23 protein-coding genes, 1 tRNA gene, 1 other RNA gene and 1 pseudogene are annotated in these 26790 nt (G+C 72.5%); 9 read left to right on the forward strand and 17 right to left on the reverse strand.

Annotated features, from left to right (window positions below):
* Positions 1-155 precede the first annotated feature (155 nt).
* The gene (locus CUT44_RS18135; RefSeq protein WP_100202920.1) at positions 156-1823 is read left to right on the forward strand and encodes a 3'-5' exonuclease; all 1668 of its coding nucleotides are present in this window, start codon (positions 156-158) and stop codon (positions 1821-1823) included.
* Between the two features lie 291 nt (positions 1824-2114).
* Here CUT44_RS18135 and CUT44_RS18140 read toward each other — a convergent pair whose 3' ends face one another.
* From CUT44_RS18140 to CUT44_RS18160, 5 genes are all read right to left on the reverse strand, one after another.
* Positions 2115-2987, reverse strand: a complete 873-nt coding sequence (locus tag CUT44_RS18140) for an SURF1 family protein (protein ID WP_100202921.1) — start codon at positions 2985-2987, stop codon at positions 2115-2117.
* A gap of 72 nt (positions 2988-3059) precedes the next feature.
* Complete coding sequence (locus CUT44_RS18145) at positions 3060-4439, reverse strand: hypothetical protein (RefSeq protein WP_100202922.1); 1380 nt, start codon at positions 4437-4439, stop codon at positions 3060-3062.
* Positions 4436-5113 (reverse strand): SigE family RNA polymerase sigma factor, encoded by a 678-nt coding sequence (locus CUT44_RS18150; protein ID WP_100202923.1) that lies wholly within the window; start codon positions 5111-5113, stop codon positions 4436-4438. The genes CUT44_RS18145 and CUT44_RS18150 overlap by 4 nt, the downstream gene beginning before the upstream one ends.
* A gap of 373 nt (positions 5114-5486) precedes the next feature.
* Positions 5487-6590, reverse strand: a complete 1104-nt coding sequence (locus tag CUT44_RS18155; protein ID WP_100202924.1) for an aspartate-semialdehyde dehydrogenase — start codon at positions 6588-6590, stop codon at positions 5487-5489.
* Positions 6587-7858 (reverse strand): aspartate kinase, encoded by a 1272-nt coding sequence (locus CUT44_RS18160; RefSeq protein ID WP_100202925.1) that lies wholly within the window; start codon positions 7856-7858, stop codon positions 6587-6589. Before CUT44_RS18160 ends, CUT44_RS18155 begins: the two co-directional genes overlap by 4 nt.
* Positions 7859-8264: 406 nt before the next feature.
* Here CUT44_RS18160 and CUT44_RS18165 point away from each other — a divergent pair, with 406 nt between their 5' ends.
* Positions 8265-8540 (forward strand): WGxxGxxG family protein, encoded by a 276-nt coding sequence (locus CUT44_RS18165; protein ID WP_100202926.1) that lies wholly within the window; start codon positions 8265-8267, stop codon positions 8538-8540.
* A 34-nt stretch (positions 8541-8574) separates the two neighbouring features.
* Here the strand turns inward: CUT44_RS18165 and CUT44_RS18170 are convergent, their stop codons facing one another.
* A complete protein-coding gene (locus CUT44_RS18170) occupies positions 8575-9153 on the reverse strand; it encodes a Uma2 family endonuclease (RefSeq protein WP_100202927.1) in 579 nt (192 codons plus the stop codon).
* Positions 9154-9381: 228 nt separating this feature from the next.
* Between CUT44_RS18170 and CUT44_RS18175 the strand changes: the two genes are divergently transcribed.
* On the forward strand, positions 9382-9870 hold the full coding sequence (locus CUT44_RS18175; protein WP_100202928.1) for a hypothetical protein: 489 nt from the start codon (positions 9382-9384) through the stop codon (positions 9868-9870).
* Positions 9867-11036, forward strand: coding sequence for a zinc-dependent alcohol dehydrogenase (locus tag CUT44_RS18180; RefSeq protein ID WP_100202929.1), 1170 nt, complete (start codon positions 9867-9869; stop codon positions 11034-11036). The genes CUT44_RS18175 and CUT44_RS18180 overlap by 4 nt, the downstream gene beginning before the upstream one ends.
* Positions 11037-11212: 176 nt before the next feature.
* Here the strand turns inward: CUT44_RS18180 and CUT44_RS18185 are convergent, their stop codons facing one another.
* The 6 genes and pseudogenes from CUT44_RS18185 to CUT44_RS18210 form a co-directional block, all read right to left on the reverse strand.
* A complete protein-coding gene (locus tag CUT44_RS18185) occupies positions 11213-12229 on the reverse strand; it encodes an SDR family NAD(P)-dependent oxidoreductase (protein WP_100202930.1) in 1017 nt (338 codons plus the stop codon).
* An 87-nt stretch (positions 12230-12316) separates the two neighbouring features.
* Positions 12317-12895 (reverse strand): Uma2 family endonuclease, encoded by a 579-nt coding sequence (locus tag CUT44_RS18190; protein WP_100202931.1) that lies wholly within the window; start codon positions 12893-12895, stop codon positions 12317-12319.
* A gap of 56 nt (positions 12896-12951) precedes the next feature.
* Entirely contained in the window at positions 12952-13842 is an 891-nt protein-coding gene (locus CUT44_RS18195; RefSeq protein ID WP_233221478.1) for a hypothetical protein, read from the reverse strand.
* A gap of 349 nt (positions 13843-14191) precedes the next feature.
* Positions 14192-15457, reverse strand: a complete 1266-nt coding sequence (locus CUT44_RS18200) for an RNA polymerase sigma factor (protein ID WP_100203057.1) — start codon at positions 15455-15457, stop codon at positions 14192-14194.
* A 135-nt stretch (positions 15458-15592) separates the two neighbouring features.
* A pseudogene (locus CUT44_RS18205) lies at positions 15593-15937 on the reverse strand (YciI family protein); the annotation flags it as partial.
* 153 nt (positions 15938-16090) lie between these two features.
* Positions 16091-17092 carry an NAD-dependent epimerase/dehydratase family protein gene (locus tag CUT44_RS18210; RefSeq protein WP_199185744.1) on the reverse strand — a complete coding sequence of 334 codons (1002 nt, stop codon included), beginning with the start codon at positions 17090-17092 and terminating at the stop codon, positions 16091-16093.
* 564 nt (positions 17093-17656) lie between these two features.
* On the opposite strand from CUT44_RS18210, the gene CUT44_RS18215 reads away from it, so the two are divergent.
* The 3 genes from CUT44_RS18215 to CUT44_RS18225 are packed head-to-tail and all read left to right on the forward strand — an operon-like array spanning position 17657 to position 20047.
* A complete protein-coding gene (locus CUT44_RS18215) occupies positions 17657-18475 on the forward strand; it encodes a WbqC family protein (protein WP_269846189.1) in 819 nt (272 codons plus the stop codon).
* Between the two features lies 1 nt (position 18476).
* Positions 18477-19253 (forward strand): alpha/beta hydrolase family protein, encoded by a 777-nt coding sequence (locus tag CUT44_RS18220; protein WP_100202935.1) that lies wholly within the window; start codon positions 18477-18479, stop codon positions 19251-19253.
* Positions 19254-19279: 26 nt separating this feature from the next.
* On the forward strand, positions 19280-20047 hold the full coding sequence (locus CUT44_RS18225) for a hypothetical protein (RefSeq protein ID WP_100202936.1): 768 nt from the start codon (positions 19280-19282) through the stop codon (positions 20045-20047).
* Between the two features lie 351 nt (positions 20048-20398).
* On the opposite strand, the gene CUT44_RS18230 is transcribed toward CUT44_RS18225, so the two are convergent.
* The 5 genes from CUT44_RS18230 to ffs all read right to left on the reverse strand — a co-directional run bounded on the left by CUT44_RS18230 (position 20399) and on the right by ffs (position 24776).
* On the reverse strand, positions 20399-21082 hold the full coding sequence (locus CUT44_RS18230) for a DUF5063 domain-containing protein (protein ID WP_233221480.1): 684 nt from the start codon (positions 21080-21082) through the stop codon (positions 20399-20401).
* The gene (recR, locus tag CUT44_RS18235) at positions 21075-21674 is read right to left on the reverse strand and encodes a recombination mediator RecR (protein ID WP_100202938.1); all 600 of its coding nucleotides are present in this window, start codon (positions 21672-21674) and stop codon (positions 21075-21077) included. The genes CUT44_RS18230 and recR overlap by 8 nt, the downstream gene beginning before the upstream one ends.
* A gap of 96 nt (positions 21675-21770) precedes the next feature.
* The gene (locus CUT44_RS18240; protein ID WP_100202939.1) at positions 21771-22106 is read right to left on the reverse strand and encodes a YbaB/EbfC family nucleoid-associated protein; all 336 of its coding nucleotides are present in this window, start codon (positions 22104-22106) and stop codon (positions 21771-21773) included.
* A 234-nt stretch (positions 22107-22340) separates the two neighbouring features.
* On the reverse strand, positions 22341-24602 hold the full coding sequence (locus tag CUT44_RS18245) for a DNA polymerase III subunit gamma and tau (protein ID WP_199185745.1): 2262 nt from the start codon (positions 24600-24602) through the stop codon (positions 22341-22343).
* A gap of 75 nt (positions 24603-24677) precedes the next feature.
* Positions 24678-24776: signal recognition particle sRNA small type (gene ffs / locus CUT44_RS18250), an RNA gene on the reverse strand.
* 115 nt (positions 24777-24891) lie between these two features.
* Between ffs and CUT44_RS18255 the strand changes: the two genes are divergently transcribed.
* Together CUT44_RS18255 and CUT44_RS18260 are read left to right on the forward strand one after the other, a co-directional pair.
* Positions 24892-24979: transfer RNA gene (locus tag CUT44_RS18255), tRNA-Ser, on the forward strand.
* A gap of 232 nt (positions 24980-25211) precedes the next feature.
* Positions 25212-26684 (forward strand): AAA family ATPase, encoded by a 1473-nt coding sequence (locus CUT44_RS18260; protein WP_100202941.1) that lies wholly within the window; start codon positions 25212-25214, stop codon positions 26682-26684.
* The last annotated feature ends 106 nt before the right edge of the window (positions 26685-26790 follow it).

The raw sequence follows: 26790 nt of genomic DNA on the forward strand, positions 1-26790 counted from the left end.
GACCGGAATCCGTCCCGGTGGACGTGGGGCCGGTGCCGCCGCCGGGTCCGTGTGCCGGTGTCAGGGGCGGCGGGCAGGATGGGTGGCGGCGGCCGGCACGGGACCGGCCGCCGGGAGAGACTGCTACGCCGATTACACCGACTACGGGGAGTGCCATGTTCCGCACCGTTCACCTCGTACGGGACGAGGGCGGTCTCGTACCGGGCGAGGGCGTCGACGCCCTGGAGCCGGAGTACGCGGTGGTGGACCTGGAGACGACCGGCCTCGACCCCCGGCACGGCCACCGGGTGTGCGAGATCGCGGTGGTGCGCGTCCGGGGGGACGGCGAGGTCGTCGAGGAGTTCTCCTCGCTGGTGGACCCCGGCCGGAGCATTCCGAAGGAGACCGCCGACCACCACGGGATCGGGGACGGGGACGTCGCCGGGGCGCCGACGTTCGGGCAGCTCGCGGACACCCTGCTCCGGCTGCTGCACGGCGCCGTGACGGTCGCGCACAACCTGCCCTTCGAGGAGCGGTTCCTGGCCGCGGAGTTCGGCCGGCTGGGCGGGACGCCGCCGGGGACGCCACCGGAGCCGGGCCTGCCCGGGCTGTGCACGGTGACCGCCTTCCGCGCCCAGCTCGACTGGCGCGCGTACCGGCTGCCGGGCGCGGTGCGGAGCCTGTCGGGCCGGTGGCCCCGCACCGAGCACGTCGCGCTCGCCGACGCCCGCAACACGGCGGCCGCGCTGACGACCCTGCTGGCCGCGGCGCCAGGCCGGCTCGTGCTGCGGCCGGCCCCCGTATGGCCGCCCCCGCCGATACCGCCCGGTGGGGACGGCGGGGACGGCGGCGTGCGCGCCGTGCCGCGCGCCTACCCGGCCACGGGGCGCCGGGGCGACCTCGCCGGGCTGTGCCGTTCCCTGCCGGTCAGGGCGCGTACGGTGCCGGATCCGGCGGGCGCGGCGGCGTACCGCGCGGCGCTGGAGGCACGTCTCGCCCGAAGCGGCCGTGTCACCTGGGACGGTGCCGCCGAACTGGGCGCTCTGATGGGCCGGGCCGGTTTCGGCCAGGAGTCGCTGCGGGCCCTGCACCGCGAGGTGTGGCGCGTCGCGCTCCGCCGGGCCGGGAGCCCGGTGCCGGAGGAGGCGGCCCGGCGGCTCCACGGGCTGGCCCGGCTCCTGGACGTGCCGGAGCTCGCCCGCGAACTGCCTCCCGTCCACGAGGAGCTGAGCGGCGTACGGCTGGTGCCGCGCGGCGAGGACGCGGAGGTGCGGGCCGTGGCGGCCTGGGCCGGGCGCCACGGCGCCACCGTCGGGACCGCCGTCTCGAAGAGCACCGACCTGGTCGTCACCGTGGACGTCGCACGGGCGGCAGGGCTCAAGGCCGTACGGGACCACGGCATACCGGTCCTCACCCCCCGGCAGGCCGAGGACGAGCTGCGCCGCCGGATCGCACGGGCGGAGAAGGAAAGGGAGGAGGAACGGGAGGAGGAACGAGAGGAGGACGGGACGGAGGGCGCCGGCGGGGACGGCGGACGGGCGGGCCGGGCGGACCCCCGGCTGGTGTTCCCCGTCTCCGGCCCCCCGGTGGGCTGGCGGCGGTACGAGCTGCCCGCCGAGCTGTGCGACAGCGGCAACGGCGGCGGCGGCTACGCCCGTGCGGTCCGGCGGCTCGTGGAGGACGCGGCCGACCCGGCGGTGCCGTACGTCCGCTTCACCCGGGATCCCCGCCCCACGCTGACGGTCCACCGGGACGGTGTGCCCGGTGAGCTGCGGGAGCAGGTGGACGAGGCGCTGGACCGGCTGCGGCGGCACCGGGACGGCCCGGCGGTCGAGGTGCGGTAGACCCGACCCCTGGGGGCGCGCGGCACCGGACGGCGGGAGCGTCCGCGCTCGACATGGCGGCGGCACCGCGCCCCGCGCTCGTCACCGCCGTTCTCCCAGCCGGACGGCGAACGGCACGCTGCCGCGGACGTCCGGACGTGCGGTGGTGGTCGCCCCGCCCGCGCGCAGTGCCCGGCCGAGCCCGCCGGACAACGGCAACGGCACGTACCGGCCGGTGGCCGCGCACCCGGAACGTGACGCGCTTCCGGCCGGCGGGCCGGGCGGATGCGGACCGGGGTCCCGCCCCCGGCCTCAGGGGCCCGGCGGCGTCCTGCCGTCGAGCCGTACGAGAGCCTCGTCACCGGGGCCGGGAGCGGAATCCCCGCCGGTGCCGGGTTCGGTACCGGGCTCGGGCGGGAGACCGAGGGCGAGATCGTGCGCGCTCTCCGCCTCACGGCGGAACAGCCGGTACCACATGAAGACCACGAAGCCCGCGAAGACGAACCACTGGGCGGTGTAGCCCAGGTTCTGGAACGCCTTCAGATCCAGCCCGGCGCCGGCCGGCGCGACCGGCGGCACGGCCGCCATCGGCTCCCGCGGCCGCTCGACGGTGATCCACACGTCGCGCACCTCGTACGGCACCATGTTGACCAGGGTGGCCGCGCTGATGATGCCGAGCTGCCCGGCCGGCAGGGCGCCACCGACGCTCACGCCCCTGGAACCCTGGGTCTCCGGGGCCTGGACCGCGCCGGTCACGGTCACCTCGCCGCCGGGCGGCGCGGGCACCCGCGCCGGATCCGCCGCGCCGGGCAGCCAGCCGCGGACGACGGGGAGGGCCGGGCCGTCGCCGGTACGCAGCATGGTCAGCACGTAGAAGCCCTCGCGGTCCTCGATCCGGCGCCCGGGTACGAGGAACTCCTGGTCGGTGTCGTAGCGGCCGGTGGCCCGGGCCCGCTCCCCCACGGTCTCCTCGGTGAGGGGCAGCAGCTCCTCCAGCGGCCTGGCCGCGGACCGCGCACCCGCGCCGGACCGCGCCTCGGACCGCTCCTGCCGGACCTGGTGGGTGTCCACCCGGTCCTCGAAGCGGCCCAGCTGCCAGCTCCCCATGAAGAGGCAGAAGGGGATCGACAGCAGGACGAAGACGTTGATCGCCCACCAGCGCGGCGTCAGCAGGAACCGGTACACGTCCTCAACGGTACGGGGACGGACCGGCCGGCTCCCCGCCGCCCCCGCCGCGCGCCGCCGGGCGGGCCGCCGTCACTTCGCCTGGAGCGGTCCGGTGCGGTACACCGTCCCGGCGCAGGCGGTCGCGATCTCGACGCGGCCGATGCGCGGTTCCCCGGCGGCCGGTACGTAGCGCAGGAGCACCGTGGGCGAGGCGGCGGTGCCGCCGCCGGGGCCGCCGGTGTCGTACCCGAGCTGGGGGGTGGCGGCGTTCGTACCGGTGCCGCCCGGACTCTCCTCCGGAAGGGCGTCGCCGCCCTCCGTGCCGTCCCCGCCCCCGGCGCCGGTACTGGTGCCGGTACTGGTGCCGTCGCCGGTCTCGCCGGTGGTACCGCCGTCGCCGCCGTCGCCGTCCGTACCGCCGGTACCGGAGCCGTCGCCGGTGCCGGCTCCGCCACCGGTGCCGGAGCTGGGCGCCGGGCTCGGGTCGGAGGAGGGGAGGCAGCCGGGGGCGCCGCCCTCGTCCGGCACCCAGGCGAACCGCACCTCGTACGACCGGCCCGGCGCCAGAACGACCGAGTCCGGTGCCGGCCCGGGGTCGGGCAGCCTGGTCGCCCGGCTCCCGCCGGTGTGGTGGACCACGGTGACGTCGCCGTCCCCGGTGCCGCCCAGCACCGTGGCGCTGACCGTGTCGGGGCCGGTGATCCGGCAGGAGGAGTCGGAGACGTTGGTGATCCGGAACACCCCGTACACCTGCCCGTCGGCGTCGGCGGGCTCCGCGCCGGTGCCGCCGTCGTCGAGCTGGGAGCGCAGGCAGGCCGGGGAGACGGGGGCGAGGGTGTCGTCGGTGCCGGGCTCGGCCGGGCGGCCGTCCCCGGGGGAGCCCTCCCCGCCGGGCGCGCCGGCCGTCTCCTCGCCGTCCCGGAGGTCTCCGCCGGCCTCGACGCGGTCGGAGTCGCCGCCGTGGTCGTCGGTCGCGGAGCCGCCGTCCCGCCGGGTGTCGTCGGCGGCGCTGGTGCTGGTGCCGTCCAGGACCCGGGAGACGACACCGCTCTGCGTCAGGACGGGGACGGCGAAGCCTGCGACGAGGCCGGCCGCGACCGCGCCGACCGCCAGCTGGCGGCGGCGGGCCCGGCGGGCGGGTACGGCCCGGTGGATGCGGTCGAGGGCGTCCGGGGACGGCTCGACGTCCTGCACCACGTCCCGCAGCAGCAGCCGCAGCGACCGCTCGTCCAGCTCCAGCAGGTCCGGCCCGTCCGGGGTCCGGTCGTCCGGGGTGTCTTCCGCGGCCCGGTCGTCCCGCCCCGGGACCGCCGGGGTGTCGTCTCCCGCCCGGCGGCGGTCGCCGCCGGGGTCCCGGCCGGAATCGGAGCCGGAATCGGAGCCGGGGACGGTGCCGGGTTCGGTGCCGGGCGCGGGACCGTGCGCCCCGTGCGGTTCGCGCTGTTCCCCGGGCCGGCTGTCGCCGCTCATGCGGGCGCCCCCATCGCGACCCGCAGGGCCGCGATGCCCCGCGAACCGTACGCCTTGACCGAGCCCAGCGATATGCCGAGCGCCTCGGCGACCTGGGCCTCGGTCATGTCCGCGAAGTAGCGCAGGACGAGCACCTCGCGCTGGCGGCGCTGGAGCTTGCGCAGCGCCTTCTTCAACTCGTCCTGCTCGATCCGCGCGTAGGCGCCCTCCTCCGCCGAGGCCATGTCCGGCATCGGCTTGGAGAGCAGCTTGAGCCCCAGGATGCGGCGGCGCAGTGTGGAGCGGGAGAGGTTGACGACCGTCTGGCGCAGGTAGGCCAGGGTCTTCTCCGGCTCCCGCACCCGGGCCCGCGCCGAGTGGACCCGGATGAACGCCTCCTGCACGACGTCCTCGCAGGAGGCGGTGTCGTCGAGGAGCAGGGCGGCGAGCCCCAGCAGGGAACGGTAGTGGGCGCGGTAGGTCTCGGTGAGGTGGTCGACTGTGGTGCCCGCTGCCATCGCCATCGCGCCGTCAGCGTCCGTCGGCCGCGTGGGAAGCGAGGTGGCCGTCGGCGCCGGTGCCGGTGCCGGACGGGACGCCTGCCAGGGAACGGTCACGGGCATGCCCCTGCCCGCCGCACCGCCCCGTTCGGGGATCCGTGCGGGCGCCGTCGCGATTCCGAGTACCTCTGCCACGCCAGTTGGACACACTGCCCCCCGTCAGGGTTGTACGCGTGGGCCGCCGTTGTCGACGACGATTCGAAGAACCACATGCGCACCACCTCTTCCTCCGCACCGCCACCTCGGCGTCCTCGTCTCCGGCAGGGTTCTCCGGCAGGAAGGTGAAGACGCCCGCGCCCGGACCGCGGTTCCGGATGCGCGAAGGCAAAATCCTCGTTCAGAACGTTGGTCCGGATCAAGCGGTTGCGGGGCGTGGCTTCATTACGACTCCTTCACGGTCCCGCGCCGGGCGTGCGCAGGGGACGCACCGGATACACACCGGACACACACCGGATGGCCGATACCGGGATCTTCCGGACCCCGCACCCGCCGCCGGCCGCCGCTCCCGTCAGCCGCGGCCGGCCGCCGACTCCACCGCGAGCAGCTCGCCGAGCTGCGCGGTGTTGAGCGCGGCCCCCTTGCGCAGGTTGTCGCCGCACACGAAGAACTCCAGCGCCCGCGGATCGTCCAGCGAGCGCCGCACCCGCCCCACCCAGGCCGGGTCGGTGCCCACCGCGTCGGCCGGGGTGGGGAACTCGCCCGCGGCCGGGTCGTCGCACACCACCACGCCCGGCGCGCTCGCCAGGATCTCGTGGGCCGCGGCCACCGACACCTCGTTCTCGAAGCGGGCGTGGACGGACAGCGAGTGGGTGGTGACCACGGGGACACGGACGCACGTCGCGGTGACGCGCAGCCGCGGCAGTCCGAGGACCTTCCGCGACTCGTCGCGGATCCTCAGCTCCTCGGTGGTCCAGCCGTCCCGCGCCGCCGTACCGGCGAAGGGCACCACGTTGAGCGCGATCGGCGCCGGGTACGGGCCGGTGCGGTCGCCGACCGCCCGGCGCAGATCGCCGGGCTGGGTGCCCACCGCGGTGCCGGCCACGGCGGAGAGCTGCTCGCGCAGGGTGTCCACGCCCCGCTGCCCGGTTCCGGAGACGGCCTGGTACGAGGAGACGACCAGCTCGTCCAGACCCCACTCGGCGTGCAGGGCGCCCAGCGCGACGATCATCGTCAGGGTGGTGCAGTCGGGGGTGGCGATGATGCCGCGCGGGCGGCTCCGGGCCGCGTGGGCGTTCACCTCGGGAACGACCAGCGGCACCCGCGGATCCATCCGGAACGCGGCGGAGTTGTCCACCACCACCGCGCCCCTGGCGACCGCCACGGGCGCCCACCGGGCGGCGACCTCGTCGGGCACGTCGAACATCGCGACGTCCACGCCCTCGAAGACCTCCTCGCCCAGGGCGAGCACCTCGGTCTGCTCACCGCGCACGGTCAGCTTGCGGCCCGCGGACCGGGGCGAGGCGACCAGCCGGATCTCGCCCCAGACGTCCGCGCGCTCCGACAGCAGCCCGAGCAGCACGGTGCCCACCGCGCCGGTCGCGCCGACGACGGCCAGGGTGGGCCGGCCGGCGCGATCCCCGGAGCGCGGGACGCCCGAGGCGGCGGGGGTCATCGCCCGGTGCCCCCGTAGACGACGGCCTCGTCGCTGTCGCTGTCCAGGCCGAACGCGGTGTGCACGGCCCGCACGGCCTCGTTGACGTCGTCCTTGCGGGTCACGACCGAGATGCGGATCTCGGAGGTGGAGATCAGCTCGATGTTGACCCCGGAGCCCGACAGCGCCTCGAAGAAGGTCGCGGTCACCCCCGGGTTGGTCTTCATCCCGGCGCCGACCAGGGAGATCTTGGCGATCTGGTCGTCGTAGCGCAGCGAGTCGAAGCCGATGCCGCCCTTGGCCTTCTCCAGCGACTCGATGGCGCGGCGGCCGTCGGTCTTGGGGAGGGTGAAGGAGATGTCGGTCAGTCCGGTGGACGCGGCGGAGACGTTCTGCACCACCATGTCGATGTTCAGCTCGGCGTCCGCGATCGCCCGGAAGATCTTGGCGGCCTCGCCCGGCTTGTCGGGCACCCCGACGATCGTGATCTTCGCCTCGGAGGTGTCGTGCGCGACACCCGAGATGAGCGCCTGCTCCATCGGCTGGTCTCCCTGCGGTTCATTGCTGACCCATGTGCCCCGCAGTCCGGAGAAGGACGAGCGGACGTGGATCGGGATGTTGTAACGGCGTGCGTACTCGACGCAGCGGTGCAGCAGCACCTTGGAACCGGAGCTGGCCAGCTCCAGCATGTCCTCGAACGAGATCCAGTCGATCTTGCGGGCCTTCTTCACGACCCGCGGGTCGGCGGTGAACACGCCGTCCACGTCGGTGTAGATCTCGCAGACCTCGGCGTCCAGCGCGGCGGCCAGCGCCACCGCGGTGGTGTCCGAGCCACCCCGGCCCAGGGTGGTGATGTCCTTCTTGTCCTGCGACACGCCCTGGAAGCCGGCGACGATGGCGATGTTGCCCTCGTCCAGAGCGGTCTTGATGCGGCCCGGTGTGACGTCGATGATGCGGGCCTTGTTGTGGACGGAGTCGGTGATGACACCGGCCTGGCTGCCGGTGAACGACTGCGCCTCGTGTCCCAGGGATTTGATCGCCATCGCCAGCAGCGCCATGGAGATCCGCTCCCCGGCTGTCAGCAGCATGTCGAACTCGCGCCCCGACGCTACCGGGGACACCTCTCCAGCGAGATCGATCAGCTCGTCCGTAGTGTCACCCATCGCCGAAACCACGACGACCACCTGGTGGCCGTTCTTCTTGGCTTCGACGACTCGCTTGGCGACGCGCTTGATGCCCTCGGCATCGGCAACGGAGGAGCCGCCGTACTTCTGCACGACAAGGCCCACGTGCGCTCCTCGTAACTTTGTCTTCCGGGGCTCCCGTACAGGAACCCAGCGGTCGTTCCAGTTTACCGAGCAGGCCTTTTCGACCCCGCCTCTACCACATCGTGAGATGTTCCGCCCACGGGCAGTGGTGGCGCGGCGCCACGTCGCACCGGCTCAGCGGCCACCCATGCCCGGTGCCGGGCGTCCTCACACGGAAACGCCGGTGAAACGTTAGGCAGCTCACATTCCGGGAACCCGTGTCCGTTTGCACGCGAGCGGGAGCGCCCGCCCTTTTCACCCGGACGGCCTACGCCTCCCCTCCTGCGGTGGACGTGTCCGGAGGGGCGTGCGGCGATGGGGTGAAAGGTCCGCGCCGGGCGGCTCACGGCCGTCCGCCGGACTCACCGCGACAACACAGGGACAGCTCATGCGCAAGATCGCGACAGCAGCGGCCACCGCTCTCGTCCTCTCTCTCGCCCCGGTCTCGTCGGCGGTCGCCCAGACACCGGCCGAAACGGCGGACACCCCCGTCGCGGCGGCACCGATGATCCTCGCCCAGGACGGGGAGGAGGACGACGGCGGCGGCAACGCGGGTCTGTGGGGCCTGCTCGGTCTGCTCGGGCTCCTCGGACTCATCCCCCGCAAGCAGAAGGAGCCCACCCACACCGGAGCGACCGACTACCGGTCGCGCGGCGGCGCCTGACCCCCGCCGTGCCCGCCCCGGGACCGCGGGCGGCTCAGCGCCGGGCGACCGCCGTCAGGTCGATGTCCAGCTCGAACGGCACGGTCACCTTGAGCCGGTCGTGGTGGATGCCGGTCACGGCGTAGGTGCGGGTGGCGGGCTCCAGCTCGAAGACGTAGACGACCGGCCGCCCGCCGTCCTCCTCCATCCGCCAGAAGTGCGGAATGCCGGCCGCCGCGTACTTGCGCGGCTTGGTCTCCCGGTCCCGCGCCCGGGAGTCCTCCGACACCACCTCGACGGCGAGGACGACGTCCTCGGGGCGGTAGCTGGTCTGGCGGGGACCGGTGTCCGCGTCAGACCTGGTCACCATGACATCCGGCTCCGGGCGGTCGCGTTCCCCCAGGGTTACGGTCATCTCACGGACGACTTCCAGTTCGGGCGGCGCGGCCAGGAGAAGATTGTGCTCAAGCACACGCATGGCGCGCATGTGGAACTTGGTCTGCGGACTCACGAAGACGAGGCTCCCGTCGATCAGCTCCGTGTGGGGGGGCAGATCGGGCAGCCGGTCCAGATCGTCGGCGGTGTATCCGCCCGCCGGCGGTCGCGGCCACGCGTACTCGGGCTCGACACTCATCACTGCTCCCATGAGGCAGATCCTCGCCGACTTCATCACACTACCCAGCCGCTTCCGTTCTCCGTCACCCGCACGAGTGAGAGAACGCTCTCCAGGCTCCGACCGGCCGTGTCCGGCGGGCGCATGGAGCCACCGGACACGGGTACCCCGGCCCCCCTGAAACAGCAGGAAGGCGGCATGCGCGGCAGACGTACACCCGTGTGCGGCCGGACGAGAGGCGGAGAACCCATGAAACACGCGGCGCGCACAGCGCTGGTCCTCGCCGGTGCCGGGGCGGGCGCGGTGGCCCTGCGCAAACTCGCGTCCCCGCCGGCGGACGTCCGGCGGGGCGAGCGGTGGCTGGTCGTCACCGTCAACCGCCCGCCCCAGGCGGTGCTGCCCGACGGCGGCCGGCCGCCCCGCCCGCTGGACGAGTTCGGCGACGATCTGGAGGTCGCCGTACGGCCCGCCCCCGGCGGCCGCGGCACCGAGCTGGCGGCGCGGCTGCGCGAGGGGAGCACGCCCGTCAGGGCGCAGCCCGCCCAGTACTCGCTGCCCGCCCGGCTCGCGGGCGAGGACCCGCGCCAACCGGTACGGCAGGCGCTGCGGCAGGCCAAGGCGCTGCTGGAGACGGGCGAGGTACTGCGCCCGGACGTGCCCACCGCCCGGGAGGAGACCCTGGGCAGCAGGCTCGTCGGGCTGGCCACCCGGCGCGCCGGCGGGGAGGGAGTGCTGTGAGGGCGGTCTGCTGGGAGGGCGTGAACAAGCTGTCCGTCGAGCAGGTCCCCGATCCGGAGATCCGCAACGACCAGGACATGATCGTGAAGCTGCTGGCGAGCACCACCTGCGGCTCCGACCTGCACCTGATCGGCGGCTACATCCCGGCCATGCAGGCCGGCGACGTGATCGGGCACGAGTTCGTCGGCGAGGTGGTGGAGACCGGCCCCGGGGTGCACCGCCACAAGACCGGCGACCGGGTCGTGGTGTGCTCGTTCATCGGCTGCGGCAACTGCTGGTACTGCGAGAACGACCTGTGGTCGCTGTGCGACAACAGCAACACCAATCCGGGCATCGGCCAGGCCCTCTTCGGCTACGAGACCGCCGGGATCTTCGGCTACTCGCACGCCATGGGCGGCATCCGCGGCAGCCACGCCGAGTACGTGCGGGTGCCCTTCGCCGACCACGGGGCGTTCACCGTCCCCGAGGGCGTCGACGACACCAGCGCGCTGTTCGCCTCCGACTCGGTGCCCACCGGCTGGATGGGCGCCGATCTGGGCGGGGTGAAACCGGGCGACGTGGTCGCGGTGTGGGGCTGCGGCGCGGTCGGGCAGATGGCGGCGCGGGCGGCGGTCCTCAAGGGCGCCGAGCGCGTCGTCTGCATCGACCGGATCCCCGAGCGGCTGGCGATGGCCGAGGAGCACACCGGCGCCGAGACCATCGACTACACCACCACCGACGTCGCCGCCGAGCTGCGCGAGCGGACCGGCGGGCGGGGTCCGGACGTGTGCATCGAGGCGGTCGGCATGGAGGCCCACGGCACCGGCCCCGACCACCTCTACGACCAGGTCAAGCACCAGCTCCGGCTCCAGACGGACCGGCCCACCGCCGTGCGCCAGGCGATCCACGCCTGCCGCAAGGGCGGCTCGGTCTTCGTGCTGGGCGTCTTCGCCGGGGCGGTCGACAAGTTCCCGCTGGGCATGGTGGTCAACAAGGGGCTGACCCTGCGCGGCGCCCAGATGCACGGCCAGCGCTACATCCCGATGCTGCTGGACCGTATCGCCGGGGGCGAGATCAGCACCTCCCACCTGGCCACCCATCCCATGTCCCTGGACGACGCCCCCGCGGGCTACGACATGTTCAAGCACAAGAAGGACGGCTGCGTGCGGGCGGTCTTCCGGCCGTGACGGGTCGGCTGTGACGGGCCCGGGCCCCGCCCGCCCCGGCCGACGCCCGTACCGGCCCCCGGACACACCGTCCGGGGGCCGGTACGGGCGCGGTCAGGACCCGCACCGGCCACGGCAGACCGCCCGCACGCAGCCGTACCCGCCGCGCCCGCCGGTCAGCGGTCAGCGGTCAGCGGTCAGCGGGCGAAGGCGTCCACCCCCGTCAGCTCCGCCGACAGCGCCCACAGCCGTGCCGCGCCCGCCGGGTCGACGGCGTACTCCCGCACCCCCTCGGTGTACCCCTCCGCACCGGGCTCGGCGTACTCGGCGATGTCGCAGTCCTGGCAGTAGGCGCCGCCCGTACCGGCCAGCCGCGGCGAGGTGGCCGCCCACACCTGGGTCGCCGCGCCCTGCTCGGGGGTGCGGAAGAAGTCCGCCCAGGTGCCGTCCTCCTTCATGAACCCCATGGCGACCATCTCCCCGTCCGTCAGATGGCGCCCCAGCTCGGTGGCGATGACGCCGGGGTGCACGGAGAAGGCCCGTACGCCGGACTCCCGGCCGAGCGCGTCGAGGTGCACGGCGAACAGCACGTTCGCCGTCTTCGCCTGCCCGTACGCCTGCCACTTGTCGTAGCCGCGCTCGAAGTGCGGGTCGTCCCAGCGGATGTCCGAGCCCTGGTGGCCGGTGGAGGAGACCGCGATCACCCGCGCCCCGGCGGCCCCGCCGCTCCCGCCCGCCCGGGAGAGCGCGGGCCACAGCCGGTTGACGAGGGCGTGGTGGCCGAGGTGGTTGACCGCGAACTGGGCCTCCCAGCCGTCCGGCCCGACCCGGGTCTCCGGGCAGGCCATGATCCCGGCGCTGTTGATCATGATGTCGATGCCGCGCCCGGAGGCGAGGAAACGCTCCGCGAAGGCGCGGACGCTGTCGAGGTCGGCCAGGTCCAGCTCCTCGACCTCGACCTCGACCTCCACCGCCGCGCCCGCGATCCCGGCGACGGCCTCCCGCGCGGCCTCCGGCCGCCGGGCGGGCACCACCACCCGGGCGCCCGCGCGGGCCAGCGCCCGTGTCGTGGCCAGTCCGATGCCCGAGTAGCCGCCGGTGACGACCGCGAGCCTCCCGGTGAGGTCGATCCCGGCCAGCACCTCCTCCGCCGTGCTCGTCGCCCCGAAACCCGATCCGATCCTGCGCTGTGGCTGTGGCTGTGGAGTGGTCATGCCGTGACGCTACGGATTGGAGCGCTCTCGAAGTCAAGGGCGGAGCGGGGGCGGATCCCGGCGGGGCTCAGTGGGGCTCAGCGGGGCTCAGCGGGCGTAGTCCTTGAGCCGCTCCGTCTTCAGCGTGATCCCGACCGGGGCGGGAAGCTCGACGACCGCGCCGTACGGCCGGGTCGTCCGGGTGCGGTACGTGCCGCCCTCCGGCTCGGAGTGCACGGTGAGGCTGTGGTCGTCGCGGTCGACCAGGAGGTACACGGGGATGCCCGCCGCCGCGTACCCGTCGCGCCTCTCCACCCGGTCACGCCGGTCGGTGTCCGCGTCGTACGACGTGACTTCGACCGTCATCAGCACGCCGTCGGGCTCGGCCCACTCGCCCTGACCGACGAAGTGGTCCTCGGGTGCGAGGGAGTCGTCCGGCCGGACCCGGCCGCCGCGGTACTTCTCGACCCTGAGTCCCTGCTCCGGGTACAGAGCCAGCTCGGGGCGCTGCTGCATGCACTGCTTGAGGAGCCACATGACGATTGCCCCGTGATCACCGTCCGGCACCGGCTTGACCTCCAGCTTTCCGTTGACGAACTCCAGCCGCACGGTTTCCGGCGCCGTGCGGGCGAGCTGCTCGAACTCCTCGACGAGCATCTGCGGCCGGTCAGCGGTTCCAGGGGTCATGGCGTCGCCTCCTCGACTCCATGGTGCCCCGGTCCCGGCCCTCTCGATCTGCACGGTCATACAAAGCTCCGATCACTTCCGCGCGCGGCGGCGCGCAGGCGGTCGACGCGCTCCCGGGTCTCGGCGGGTGCCGGGCCCGCCGCGCGGGGCGGGGGCACACCGCGGCAGCCCCGGCACAGACCGCCGGGCAGCGCATCGGGGCGGCCCGGGACACCGCACGTCGTGCACTCCGCCAGCCGCAGCCCGGCCGGGACGGCGGCGGACCCGGGCCCCTGCCCGGGTACGGGCGAAGGCTCGGGCGGGAGCTTGTCCGTCAGGCGGCGGCGGACGAGGGCGGCCGGGTGGTGCACCTCGGGCGGCAGCCCGGCCGTCAGGGCGTGGACGAGCCGCCGCTCGTCGGCGTCGCGCGCCAGCCAGTGCCCGGCCAGCGGCGCCAGCGCCCCGCACTCGGCGGCCGACAGCGCCAGCCGCGGCTCGGCGCGCCCCAGCCCGGCCAGCACCCCGTACGCCCGGGAGAGCGGCGGCCGTACGGGCCCGGGGCCGCCTTCGGGCTCCGGCGCGGAGCCGCCGTCCGCCGACGCCGCAGGCGCGGGGCCGCACTCCGGGCGCTCCCCCGTCAGATACGCCACCCACCAGGTGTCGTCGCGCGCCGTCCGGGAGAAGTACGTCCGGGTGACCCAGCGGGGGCTGCCGGTGCCGCGGACGTGCTCCCGGCCGCGCCGCAGGTGCCCGGCCTCCGACAGCCGCCGCAGCGCCGTGGACAGGGCGTACTGGCCGTAGTCCGGCAGGACCCTGGCCAGCGTCTTCACCGAGATGTCGGCTCCCTCGGGCAGCCGGTCGAGATAGCCGGCGATGGACGCCTCGCGCCGCGGCAGGTGATCGAAGTCGTGTGCGCCGCGCGGCAGTTGGCCGGGCACCGAGCGCTTTCCGTAACCGGGTGACGCCATGGGGTGCTTGTCTGCGGGCGAAGTGACGCTACAGTCGGGGGAAGCCATGGATCGAGTCCTGTTCGATCGTGTTGGTCAGGCCCCCGGCCGGTGTTGCTAGCACCGCCGGGGGCCGTTTGCGTATGGCGGCACGCCACCGCGCCGCGACGCTCCGTTTCCTCCCGCGGACCGAAAGTCATACGTACAGGTGAGCACCGTGCGGGGAGGGTGGGTGGGTTCTACCGACCCACCCATTCCTTCAGAGCAGCGCTCGAATCCCGGGGCCCGGATCCCGGCCCTTGAGCTCCGGGGGGAACCGGGTTCGCGCGGACCCGCCCGGGGTCGCCCGGGCTCCCTAGGGTTCACCCGATCAGGTGAACGCGCGTCGGGCCTTCGCCAGCAGCAGCTCCCGCTCCCGCGCGTTGCGCGTCAGGGACGCCGCCCGTTCGAACTCGGCCCGCGCCTCCGCGCCCCGCCCCAGCCGCGTCAGCAGGTCGCCGCGCACGCTCGGCAGCAGGTGGTAGCCGGTCAGGGCGGGCTCACCGGCCAGCGTGTCCACCAGTTCCAGTCCGGCCGCCGGGCCCTCGGCCATCGAGACGGCGACCGCCCGGTTCAGCTCCACCACCGGGGAGGGGATCAGGGCCGCCAGCCGGCCGTAGAGCGCCGCGATCATCGCCCAGTCCGTCTCCTCGTACCGCACCGCCCGCGCGTGGCAGGCGGCGATCGCGGCCTGGAGGGCGTACGGGCCGTGCGGCCCGGGACCCGAGCGCCGCAGCGCCTCCAGACCGCGCAGGATCAGCATGCGGTTCCACCTGGTGCGGTCCTGGTCGGCCAGCAGCACCGGCTCACCGCCGGGGCCGGTACGGGCCGGGATCCGGGACGCCTGGAGCTCGAGCAGCGCGGCGAGGCCGTGGACCTCCGGCTCGCCGGGCATCAGGCCCGCCAGGACGCGGGCCAGGCGCAGCGCGTCCTCGCACAGCCCCGGGCGGCACAGGTCTTCTCCGGCGGTCGCGGAGTAGCCCTCGTTGAAGATCAGGTAGATGACCTCCAGGACCGACGACAGCCGCCCGTCCCGCTCGGCGCCGTACGGCACCTCGAAGGAGACCCGGGCCTCGGCGAGTTTCCGCTTGGCGCGCACGATCCGCTGGGCGACGGTGGGCTCCGGGGCCAGGAAGGCGCGGGCGATCTCCTGGGTGGTCAGCCCGCCCAGCAGCCGCAGGGTCAGCGCGGCCCGGGCCTCGGCGGACAGCACGGGGTGGCAGGCGGTGAAGATCAGCCGCAGCAGGTCGTCGTCGATGTCGCCGGGCCCGGCGGGCTCGGGCGGGGGCGGGGCCGCGTCCTCCAGCGTCCGCCCGACCTCCGCCAGCTTGCGCGCGTACGTCTCCCGGCGGCGCACCAGGTCGATCGCGCGGCGCCGGGCGGTGGCCATGAGCCAGGCGCCCGGGTTCCCCGGGACGCCCGACTCCGGCCACTGCTCCAGCGCGGCGACCAGAGCGTCCTGCGCGAGTTCCTCGGCGATGCCGACGTCCCGCACGACACGGGCGACACCGGCGATGATCCGCGCGGACTCGATCCTGAAGACCGTCTCGACCGTCTCGACTGCTGCGGCCGTCCCGGCCGTGTTGCCTGCCGTCACGGCCACCCATCAGAGCAGCCGTGCGACGGCGGGGCAAACGGCGCCGGGGCGGGCGCGTCAGGAGCAGGGCGCCTTGGCGGCGTCCCGGCCGCCCTGACCGCCCTCGCCGCCCGGCCCTTCCGGGCCGTCCGCGTCGATCTCGCGGACCTCGGCGGTGAGGGTCACGCCCACCGGGTGGATCTCCAGGAAGCGCCTGGTCCACTCCATCGCCTCGGCCTTGTCCTTCGCCTGGATGATGGAGTAGCCGCCGACGACCTCCTTGGTCTCGGTGAAGGGCCCGTCGGTGCAGCCGACCTTCCCACCGGACCAGGTCATCCGGGTGCCCTGGGAGGTCGGGGTGAGACCGGCGGTGTCCAGCATGACCCCGGCCTTGGTGATCTCCTCGAACAGGGCGTTCATGCGCTGCTCGAACTCGGGGCCGAAGGCTTCCTCGGGGATGTTGTTCTCGTCGACACGGATCAGGGTCATGAAGCGCGGCACGGTGACTCCTCTGCTGGCCGGCGGGCGGGGCCGTTCCCCGCCTCTCACCCGTGCGTCGAACGGGAGACGGCCGGATCGACAGCCCCGCCGGAAATTTCCCGGAGATTTTTCCGCCCGGCCGCCCCGGCCCCTGCTCCCCTCCGGGGGAAGGAGTCAGCGGCTCCCCCGCATCGCGGAGAGCTGACGGGTGATGCCCAGACGCAGGGGGACGGCGGAACGGTGGCCGAGCACCGCCGCGGCGCGCCGGGTGTCGGCACAGGTGGAACCCATGTCCCCGGCGGCGGGCGGGGACGACCGCAGACGGATACGGCGACCGGTGCTCTCCTCGACCAACCCGATCAGGTCACGCATCCGCGTACGCACTCCGGTCCCCACGTTGAAGACCTCCGGCAGGCAGGAGCCGTCCCGGAGGTCGAGGGCCGCCGCCCGGAGAGTCGCGTCCACGATGTCACTCACATAGGTGAAGTCGCGTTCTTGCTTCCCGTCTCCCAGCAGGTTGAACTCCCGGCCGGTGAGGGCGGAGCCGATCAGCCGGGAGATCGCCATGTCAGGCCGCTGCCCGGGCCCGTAGACCGTGAAGTAGCGAAGCACGACGACGCCTGTCCCGCTCCCGGGGAGACAGCCGTACGCGGAGCACAGTCCTTCCCCGGCCAGTTTGGAGGCGCCGTAGGGAGATACCGGGTTCGGAACCGCCGACTCCGGGACGGGAGTCCCCGCCGTGCCGTAGACGGAGGACGACGAGGCGTACACGAAGCGGCACACCCGGCCGAGCACGCATGCTTCGAGCAGACGCTGGGTGGCCAGGACGTTGTCCCTCAGGTAGACACCGAACCCGCCGCCCCAGGACGGGCGGACACCGGCCCTGCCGGCCAGGTGGATCACGGCGTCCGCGTGCCGGACGTGCTCCAGGACGTCGTCTGACGCGATGTCCCCGCTGACGAACGAGTAACCACCTCCGCCTGTTCGCCCGGGAGTGTCCGGACTTCCCGGAACTCCGCCGGGAGGCCGGAGATCGATCCCCGTGACACGTGTTCCCCGGGCCAGCAGCGCCGCCACGACATGTCCGCCTATGAAGCCCGACGCTCCGGTCACCACGGCCCGTTCCAGACGACGCGGTGAACCGGGGTCCAGCGGGCCGAGAGCGTCCAGAGACAAGATGCCTCCCTGTTCCCAGCGCGGGAAGAAGAGCTTCCGCTCACTGCTCGTTCTCGTGACGGCCGCCCCGCCCACCCGCCGCGGAAGCCTCGTCTCCCGCCGGACCGGCGCGTCCGGGCGGGCGGCCCGGGCAGACGGCAGCGGTGACGGCCGGACCCCGCCACGGTGCAATCATCGAACGACCTCGGCCGCGGACACGAGCGGCAACTCGGCCAAGGTGTGCACGGCCCTGGGGTCCAGGGCCACCGGAGCCGGTCCCGGCCGGAAATCCTCCCGACTCGTCCCCACATTCCCCTGTTCACCGATGAGCGCGACAGATGTTCGAGCCGTTACTCATATGAGCCACGCCTCCGGAGCTGAACGGAACTTTCCGTTCAGGCGGTATGAATAACCGGCCGAAAAGCATCCGCTTCGGTGTTTTCTACTGATCACTTCCTCTTGGCACCACAGGTAGACCTGCGCCTCTCGACAAACCGGAGGAACTTCCCCCTCAGGGCTCTTGGGTGAGCTAGCGCACCGGTTCACACAGCGATAACATGACGCCCCATCACGCTCCCGGGGTGCGTGCGCCGCCAGGAGCGTGCTTCACGCCCTGGAGGGATCTTGCCCAGGAATCAGAATTCCGGTAAGTCCCCGCTCGTTCGCGTCGCAGCCCATCAACCGTACTTTCTGCCATGGCTGGGTTACTTGAACAAACTGGTCCACGTGCAGATATTCGTCCTGCTGGACGATGTCCAGTTCCGCAAGCGCCACTACTACGAACGAACTCGCATCACGGACATGCAGGGGAACATTCGGTGGCTCGGCCTGCCGGTCGGAGAGAACTTCGCGAGGCCGTGCAACGAAGTGGTACTGAAGATCGACTGCGCCGAGCGGATCATACGCACTCTCATGCACTCCTATGCACGCGCGCGCCACTTCGAGGAGAGCTTCGGTGCGCTCTCCGAAATTCTCCGCGACATCGTACGGCCGCAGCGAAGAGTGTCCGACATCAACATCGACCTGGTTGTCCGGATCCTGGAACTCCTCGACATCCGGGTTCCGGAGATCGTCCGGTCGAGTGAGCTGTCCGCTCCCGCCGACGCGACCGGACGGTTGATTCACATATGCCGGGAGCTCGGCGCGGACCAGTTGCTGCTGGGCAGCGGAAAGAGCGAGGAGGTGCACGACATGGGCCTCATTCACTCGGCAGGGATATCGGTTGTCAGGCAGAACTTCCTGGAACACCATCCGGTCTACTACCAGACTCGTCGGCGCCGCGCCGGATTCCAGAGAGGCCTGTCCTGCGTGGACGCAATCCTGAACACCGGAAGACCGGCGACGAGGGAAATGGTGAACAGTGTTCCCGTCGAACCCTTCGGCCTCGACGAGAGGAAGGCTTGACATGAGTTTTTCCGTGCGCGACCTCCACTTCACGGGAGCAGGAGGGAAAACCAGTCTGTTCGGCCGGATCATGCTCCCCGCCGAGCGGTCGGCCCGTCGCCACCCCGCCGTCATCATGCTCTCCGGTGACGGCCCCAAAGGCACCAGGAGCCTCAGTTGGGTCAACCTTCCCCCGCTACTCGCCGAGCGCGGCATCGCCTCGTTCGTGTTCGACTTCGAGGGACTCGGACGCAGCGAGGGGGAAAGACGGAACCTGACCGTCGACAAGGCGGTCGTGAACTTCCGTGCGGCCTTCTCCGTCTTCGCGCGGCAGGACGGTGTCGACAGTGGCCGTATCGGTGTCTTCGGTTCGAGTTTCGGCGGCACGGTGGCTCTCCTCTGCCCGGACATCGTCAACCGGGCACGCGCCCTCGGACTCAAGTCACCGGCGCTGCACCTGGCCGACGCGTATGTCAACGAATGCGGTGACGAGGACCTCGGCACCTGGATCGAAGAGGGTTACTCGGCCAGCCTCGACTACGATCTCTCAGTGCTCAGGAGCGCTCTGCTCAACAACGCCTACGCCGGCGCCGCGGAAATCAGCGTCCCCACCCTGATCACTCATGGCTCGGCCGATTCCACAGTCCCGGTCCGGCAGAGCCGGCTCCTGCAGACGGTGATGAGGAGGGAAGTCGCTCAGCTGAGAGTGCTGGACGGCGTCGGTCACTCCTACGCGGAGGAAGGAGCCTGGGACCGCATGGCCGAGTCGTTCGTGTCCTGGTTCGCACAGAATCTGTAGGGCGCCAGGAACGTGGAGGAGTCCGTATGCGCACGATCGTAAAGCAGATCAACATAGTGGTCCTGTTCGTTGTCACGCTGACGGCGGCCGCCGTCAGCGTGGGGGACCTCTTCGGCCTGCTGCCCGACAACTGGCGAGGAGTACCGGCAGTCACTCTCGTGCTGATAGCCGGCATCGGCCTGCACATCGGCATATCCCACATGTCGTCCGAGGACTTCCAGACGACGGCCCTCGGCCTGCTCAGGAAGATCGAGCGGGAGGCACGCGTACCCGAGATCCGGGTGTTCGAGGACTCCGTCGAGATCGAGAACTACCTGGGGAAGAGACTCCTGGAGGCGCAGAAAAGCGTGTGCGACCTCTCCTGGAAGAAGAACATCAGTGCCGGATTCTCCGCCAGCGGGAGACAGTTGTCGCACACCTACATGGACAAGTGCATCGCCTCCACCTCGGACCGCATCCCCTACCGGGAGATCTTCGTGTTCAGCGATCCGCGGCGAGTCGAGAAACTCCGCCGCCGACTGCGGGAGAAGAAGAAGGGATACTCGTGTCGTTACTACCGGAACGACTCCGAGATTCCCCGCCTGCAGTTCGTCATCATCGACGACACCGAGGTCATCTTCTTCGCCTCCGCCAATGACTCACCCCTCTGCTCGGTCAGGAACACGGAAGTGGCCAAGGTGTTCCGCTCCTACTTCGACGCCGCCTGGGCGGTCGCGGTGCCGATCAAGCAGGGGCCGGTCATTCACCAGCAGGAAGTGGACTCGATCCTTTCCTCTCCCCCCGCGGTTTCCTGACCCGGATTCCACCGGAGAACCCCGCGGCGCCATGGGTGCCGACGCGGTCCCCACCCATGCCGAAAGCGCGTACCGGGCGGAGGCGGGGAGCGAGCCGGTGGGCCCCACCCGCCCGCCCCGTGCCCGGAACCCCGGCGTCACGGCGAACCGGAACAGCCTGGCCCGGACCAGTCCGGTGGAGCCGCCCCGGCGGACGAGGCACCCGGCACCCGGGCGGCGGGCACCGTACGCCCTCCGGGGCGCGCCGCCCGGGCCCGGCGGAAACCCGGAAACCCGGTCACGACGGGCCGCGACGGGCCACGGCGCGGGGCCCCTCACGGCGAAACCCGCCACGCCCGCCACCGGACGTGCTCAGTCGCCGTTCGGCTTGATCCCCAGCGGGGCGGCGATCTCCGCGGCCATCACCGCGCCCGCCTCCTCCTCCAGCCGGAGGTCCTCGGCGTCGCTGTCGGTGTCCAGGCCGTCCAGCTCGTCCATCGGGGTGTCCAGCCGGACATGGGCGACCAGCGACTGGAGGGCGCGCAGGGACGCCGAGGCGGTGGGCCCCCAGTTGGACAGGTACGAGAACTGCCACCACCACAGCGCCTCGCTGACCCGCCCCGCGCGGTAGTGGGCCATGCCGTGCCGCAGGTCCGTGAGGACGTCGGCGATGTCGTCGGAGATACGGCAGGGGACGGGGGCGCTGCGCGCGTACGGGTCGAAGACCTCCGAGTAGACGTCCACCGGGTCCAGCAGCCGGGCGAGCCGCATGCGCAGCTCGTCGACGTCCGGCTCGGGACCGGTGTCCGGCTCGTACCGCTCGTCCGGGACGATGTCCTCGTGCGCGCCGAGCCGCCCGCCCGCCAGCATCAGCTGGGAGACCTCCAGCAGCAGGAAGGGGACGGCGCTGTCCGGCTCGTCGCCCTTGGCCACCTCGGTGACGGCGACGATGAAGCTCTCGATCTGGTCCGCGATCTGCACCGCGAAGTCGTCCGGGCTCCGGTCGGGGCTCCGCGTCTGTGGCGTTGCCGGGGTTTCCCGCATGGTTTCAGACATCGAGCAGTCTTCTCCCCTCGAAGGCACGTCCCAGCGTGACCTCGTCGGCGTACTCCAGATCTCCTCCGACGGGAAGGCCGCTGGCCAGCCTGGTCACACGCAGTCCCATGGGGGACACCATGCGCGCCAGGTAGGTGGCCGTCGCCTCCCCTTCGAGGTTGGGGTCCGTGGCCAGGATCAGCTCGGTGACGGCGCCGTCGGCGAGCCTGGCCAGCAGTTCCCGTATCCGCAGATCGTCCGGTCCCACACCCTCGATCGGGCTGATCGCGCCGCCGAGCACGTGGTAGAGCCCACGGAACTCGCGCGTCCGCTCGATCGCGACGACGTCCTTGGGCTCCTCCACGACGCAGATGACCGAGGCGTCGCGGCGCGGGTCCTGACAAACCCTGCACCGCTCGGCCTCCGCGACGTTCCCGCAGACCTCGCAGAACCGGACTTTCTCCTTCACCTCGGTCAGCGCGTGGGCGAGCCGGCGGACGTCCGCCGGCTCGGCCTGCAGGATGTGGAAGGCGATCCGCTGCGCGCTCTTGGGACCGACGCCGGGCAGCCTGCCCAACTCGTCGATGAGGTCCTGAACCACGCCTTCGTACACGGCCGCCTACTCCACTCTTTCCGCTCCCGGCCCGTCACCGGGACCTCGTTCTCCTCCGCGCGGTCCCCGCCCTGACCGTACGCTCCTTACCGCTTTTCAGAACGGCATGCCCGGCATGCCGCCCAGTCCCTGGGCGAGGGGACCGAGTTTCTGCTGCTGGAGTTCCTGCGCGGCGGCGTTGCCGTCGCGCACGGCGGCCAGGACCAGGTCGGCGAGGGTCTCGGTGTCCTCCGGGTCCACCGCCCCGGGGTCGATGACGAGTCCCTGGAGCTCACCGGCCCCGGTGACCGTCGCCTTCACCAGGCCGCCGCCCGCCGAGCCCTCGACGGTCGTCTCGGCGAGCTCCTGCTGGGCCGCCGCGAGGTCCTGCTGCATCTTCTGGGCCTGCTGGAGCAGCTGCTGCATATCGGGCTGGCCACCACCGGGGATCACGGATCAGCTCCTGGCTCGTCGACGACGGGATGCGCACGGGTACGCCGGCCGGTGTACGGCGGCGCACTCCGTATTCCCTGAGCGTACGCGTTCACCACCGGTCTTGGCCTCGCCACGGCGGTGGTCGTTGCCGTCCTTTTCCCTCCGGCCGGACGGGTGACGGTCACCCGTCCGGCCCTGCACGGCCACAGACAGCCACGGACGGCCCCGATCCCTCCGGGAACCGCCCGCGGATCACTCGTGGTGGAGCTCCTCCAGGACCGTCGCCCCCAGCTCCCGCACGATCAGCTCGTGGCCGGACAGGGCCGAATCGTCCAGATCCGGGTCGTCGTCGGCGGGCGTGTCGTCCTCCGGCGCCACGGGAACGGGGGGCGGCGGCCCGGTGTCGGAACGCGCGTCGGCGGGGGCCGCCGGGGACGGCGCCCGCGGCGGCCGGTCCGGACGGTCGTGCGACGCGGCCGGGGCGGGGGCCGGGGGCCGGGCCGCCGGAGCCTGCGCCGTGGGCGCCGCCCCCGGCGACCGGAAGGAGGCACCGGACTGCGGGGCGGCGGGCCGGCCCCCGGCCGAGGACGACGCCGAGGACGACGCCGAGAACGCCGAGGACGACGCCGAGGAGAACGCCGAGGACGACGGCGACGCCGGGGCGGCCGTACCGCCGGAGGGGTCGACGACGGCCTCGACCTTCCACTGGACGCCGAACGCGTCGGCCAGCGCGCCGCGCAGCACCTCCTCACTGCCGCTGTTGACGAAGCTGTCGCGGGCACCCGGGCTGGAGAAACCGAGCTGGAGCGTCGTCCCGTCGAACCCGGCGATCTGGGCGTTCTGGCTCAGCAGGATCCAGGTGAACCGGCGCCTGCTCTTGACGGCCTCCAGCACGTCGGGCCACATCCGCCGCACCTGCTCGGCGCCCTGCCCGGGCGCGCCGCCCGCCGCGGCCGAGGAGGGCTGCTGCGGCCGCTGTTCCGCCGGGGCGGCCGGCGGCGCCACCGGACCGGGAACAGCCGCAGGCGCGGCGACCGGGCCGGTCTGCTGCCGTCCGGCCCCGGCGGGCGCGGCCGCCGGCCAGGCGCCGGGACGCCGTCCGCCGTCCGTACCGCCCTCCGGACCGGCGGGTGCCGCCGCCGGCCAGGCACCGGGACGCCGTCCGCCGTCCTCCGGCGGGCGGCTCTGCTGCGGAGGCTGCTGCGAGGGCTGCTGCGGCCGCTGTTCCGCCGGGGCGGCCGGCGGCGCCACCGGACCGGGAACAGCCGCAGGCGCGGCGACCGGGCCGGGGACCGGGGCCGGCGGCGGACCGCCCGGCTGACCGGCGGACCCACCCGACAGCCCGCCCGACAGAACGGCACCCCGCTCCAGCCGGTCCAGCCGGGCCTGGAGCGAGCGCTCGTCCCCGTACGCCGCGGGCAGCAGCACCCGAGCGCAGATCAGTTCCAGCTGCAGCCGCGGCGCGGTGGCGCCGCGCATGGCCGTCAGCCCCTCGTTGACGATGTCCGCCGCCCGGCTCAGCTCGGCCGGCCCGAGCACCGACGCCTGGGCCGCCATCCGCTCCACCACGTCGGCCGGTGCGTCGATCAGCCCCTTCTCCGCGGCGTCCGGCACGGCCGCCAGGATCAGCAGGTCGCGCAGCCGCTCCAGCAGGTCGGCGACGAAGCGCCGCGGGTCGTGCCCGCCCTCGATCACCCGCTCGACCACCTCGAAGGCCGCCGCCCCGTCGCCCGCCGCGAAGGCGTCCACCACGTCGTCGAGCAGGGCGCCGTCGGTGTAACCCAGCAGCGAGGTGGCCATGGCGTACGTCACGCCGTCCGCGCCGGCGCCCGCCAGCAGCTGGTCCATCACGGACATCGAGTCACGCACGGAACCGGCCCCGGCCCGTACGACCAGGGGCAGCACGCCGTCCGCCACGGGGATGGCCTCGCGCCCGCACACCTCCGACAGGTAGTCGCGCAGGGTGCCCGGCGGGACCAGCCGGAACGGGTAGTGGTGGGTGCGCGACCGGATCGTGCCGATGACCTTCTCCGGCTCGGTGGTCGCGAAGATGAACTTCAGGTGCTCCGGCGGCTCCTCGACCACCTTCAGCAGGGCGTTGAAGCCCTGCGGGGTGACCATGTGCGCCTCGTCGATGATGTAGATCTTGTACCGGCTGGAGGCGGGCCCGAAGAACGCCTTCTCCCGCAGGTCACGGGCGTCGTCCACACCGCCGTGCGACGCGGCGTCGATCTCGATGACGTCGATCGAGCCCGGCCCGTTGCGGGCGAGGTCCAGGCACGACCGACACTCGCCGCACGGATCCGGCGTCGGGCCCTTCTCGCAGTTCAGGCAGCGGGCGAGGATGCGCGCGCTGGTCGTCTTGCCGCAGCCGCGCGGCCCGCTGAAGAGGTACGCGTGGTTGACCCGGTTGTTGCGGAGAGCCTGCTGGAGGGGGTCGGTGACATGCTCCTGCCCGATGACCTCGGCGAAGGTCTCGGGGCGGTAGCGGCGGTACAGCGCGAGGGACGACACGTCTCCGACGATATCGGCCCCCGCCGACATCCGTGCCGCCGCGAAGCCCCCGGCTCCCGCGCGCCCGCTGCCGGAAACGTCAGCGCCCCCCACGCACCCGCCAGAGCCCGCTTACCCTTGCTGCCTTCCGGCCCTGGGGGAGTTCAGCGAGATAGCGCCACGTGAGGGGCTGCGCCCAGCCTACCGGATGCCGGGGACGGCCCGTACACGGGTGGGGTCACGGACGCCGGAGCGTGGCCGGGAGCCGCGGGTTCGCAACCACTCCCCCGTGTCTTGTATTGTTTGCGGCGGAGGATTCGCCTAGAGGCCTAGGGCGCACGCTTGGAAAGCGTGTTGGGGGCAACCCCTCACGAGTTCGAATCTCGTATCCTCCGCCACGGCCGACCAGCCGAAACGAAGGTCCCGACCGCCCAGCGGCCGGGACCTTCGTCGTTCCCTGGTCTCAGTTCTGGTTTCATTCATTTGGGGCATCTGCGACATTTCTTGTGATACGCCATGCCTCCCTTGGGGAGCGGCAAACGCCGGGACCGACGGGCGCACGCCGCGAGGCACGCCAGAAGGTAGGAGTATCTTTCATGGAAGCGTACTTCTATCTCTCTGGAGCTGCTCGTGGACAAGCCTGCCGAGATGTTCGACCGGGACTACGAGTGGTCGGCACTGAGCCGGTTCATCACCGACCCGCAGCCCGGCGCGACTCTGGGTGTGGTCTCCGGGCGTCGCCGCCAGGGCAAGACGTTCCTGCTGGATGCCGCCTGCCGTGCCGCCGGAGGGTTCTATTTCGGTGCGACCGAGGCCGCCGATGCCGAGTCGCTACGGCGGATCAGCGCGGCGCTGACCGCCCACGTCCGTCCTGCCAGCCCGTTCCACTTCGCCGACTGGGCAGAGGCCGTCGACGCACTGCTCGCGCTCGGCGCCAAGCGGCCCGTCCCCGTGGTGATCGACGAGTTTCCGTACCTCGCCAAGGCCAACCCCGAGCTGCCCTCGATCATCCAGGAGGCGCTGCGGCCCCTGCGTGACCAGCGCACCGGCTCCCGTACCCGGCTGTTGCTGTGCGGCTCGGCGCTGTCCTTCATGGGCAGGCTGCTCTCAGGTAATGCCCCACTGCGCGGACGGGCGGGGCTGGAGTTGGTCGTCCGCCCCCTGGACCACCGCCTCGCCGCCGAGTTCTGGGGCATCACCGACCTCCACCTGGCCATGAAGGTGAACGCGATCGTGGGCGGCACCCCGGCCTATCGGCGCGAATTCGCACGCGGCGACACGCCCGCCGGACCGGACGACTTCGACGACTGGGTCGTCCGCACCGTCCTCAACCCCGAAACCCCCCTCTTCCGCGAGGCCCGCTATCTGCTGGCCGAAGAGCCCGACCTTCGCGACACCGCCCTGTACCTGTCCGTCCTGGCCGCCGTCGCCGACGGCAACGCCACACGCGGGGGCATGGCCGGTTACCTGGAACGCAAGGCCACCGACATCGCCCACCCCATCAACGTCCTCGAAGACGCGGGTCTGCTGCACCGGGACGCGGATGCCTTCCGCGACAACCGGCCCACCTACCGGATCGCCGAACCGCTGATCGGCTTTTACCACGCGATCATGCGACCGGTCTGGGACCAGCTCGAACGCCCCGGCAGCGCGGGACGGGTCTGGCAGGCCAGCCGTCGCCGCTTCGTCAGCAACGTCCTCGGGCCCCATTTCGAACAGGTCTGCCGCGACTGGGCGCTGCATCACGCCGACCCCGAGTTCTTGGGCGGTCTGCCCGCCCGCGTCGGACACGGTGTCGTTCACGACCCCAAGGCCCGTACCGGCAATGAGGTCGACGTGGCGGTCATCGGAATCGCGGACGGCGCCAAGCCCCCACTCCTGGCCATCGGAGAGGCCAAGTGGAACGACACCATGGGCGCCGCCCACATCGAACGTCTCCGGCACATCCGCGACCTCATCACTCTGGCAGGCCGCTACGACACCACGAACACACAGCTCATGTGCTTCAGCGGAGCCGGATTCAACGACAAGGCGCATGCCGCAGCGGCAACCGGCCCGGACATCCGGCTGATCGACCTGGCGACCCTCTACAACCAGGCCTGACGTACGCCCACGCATCCGTGACTGTCGGGGTAGAAGCGTCTGTTGCCGGAAGCCGGTGGTCACCGTACTCGACAGCCCCGACAGCGCTGCGCCCGAATCCCCGCCG

This window comes from Streptomyces carminius, from assembly GCF_002794255.1.
In the GTDB taxonomy this organism is placed as follows: Bacteria; Actinomycetota; Actinomycetes; order Streptomycetales; family Streptomycetaceae; genus Streptomyces; species Streptomyces carminius.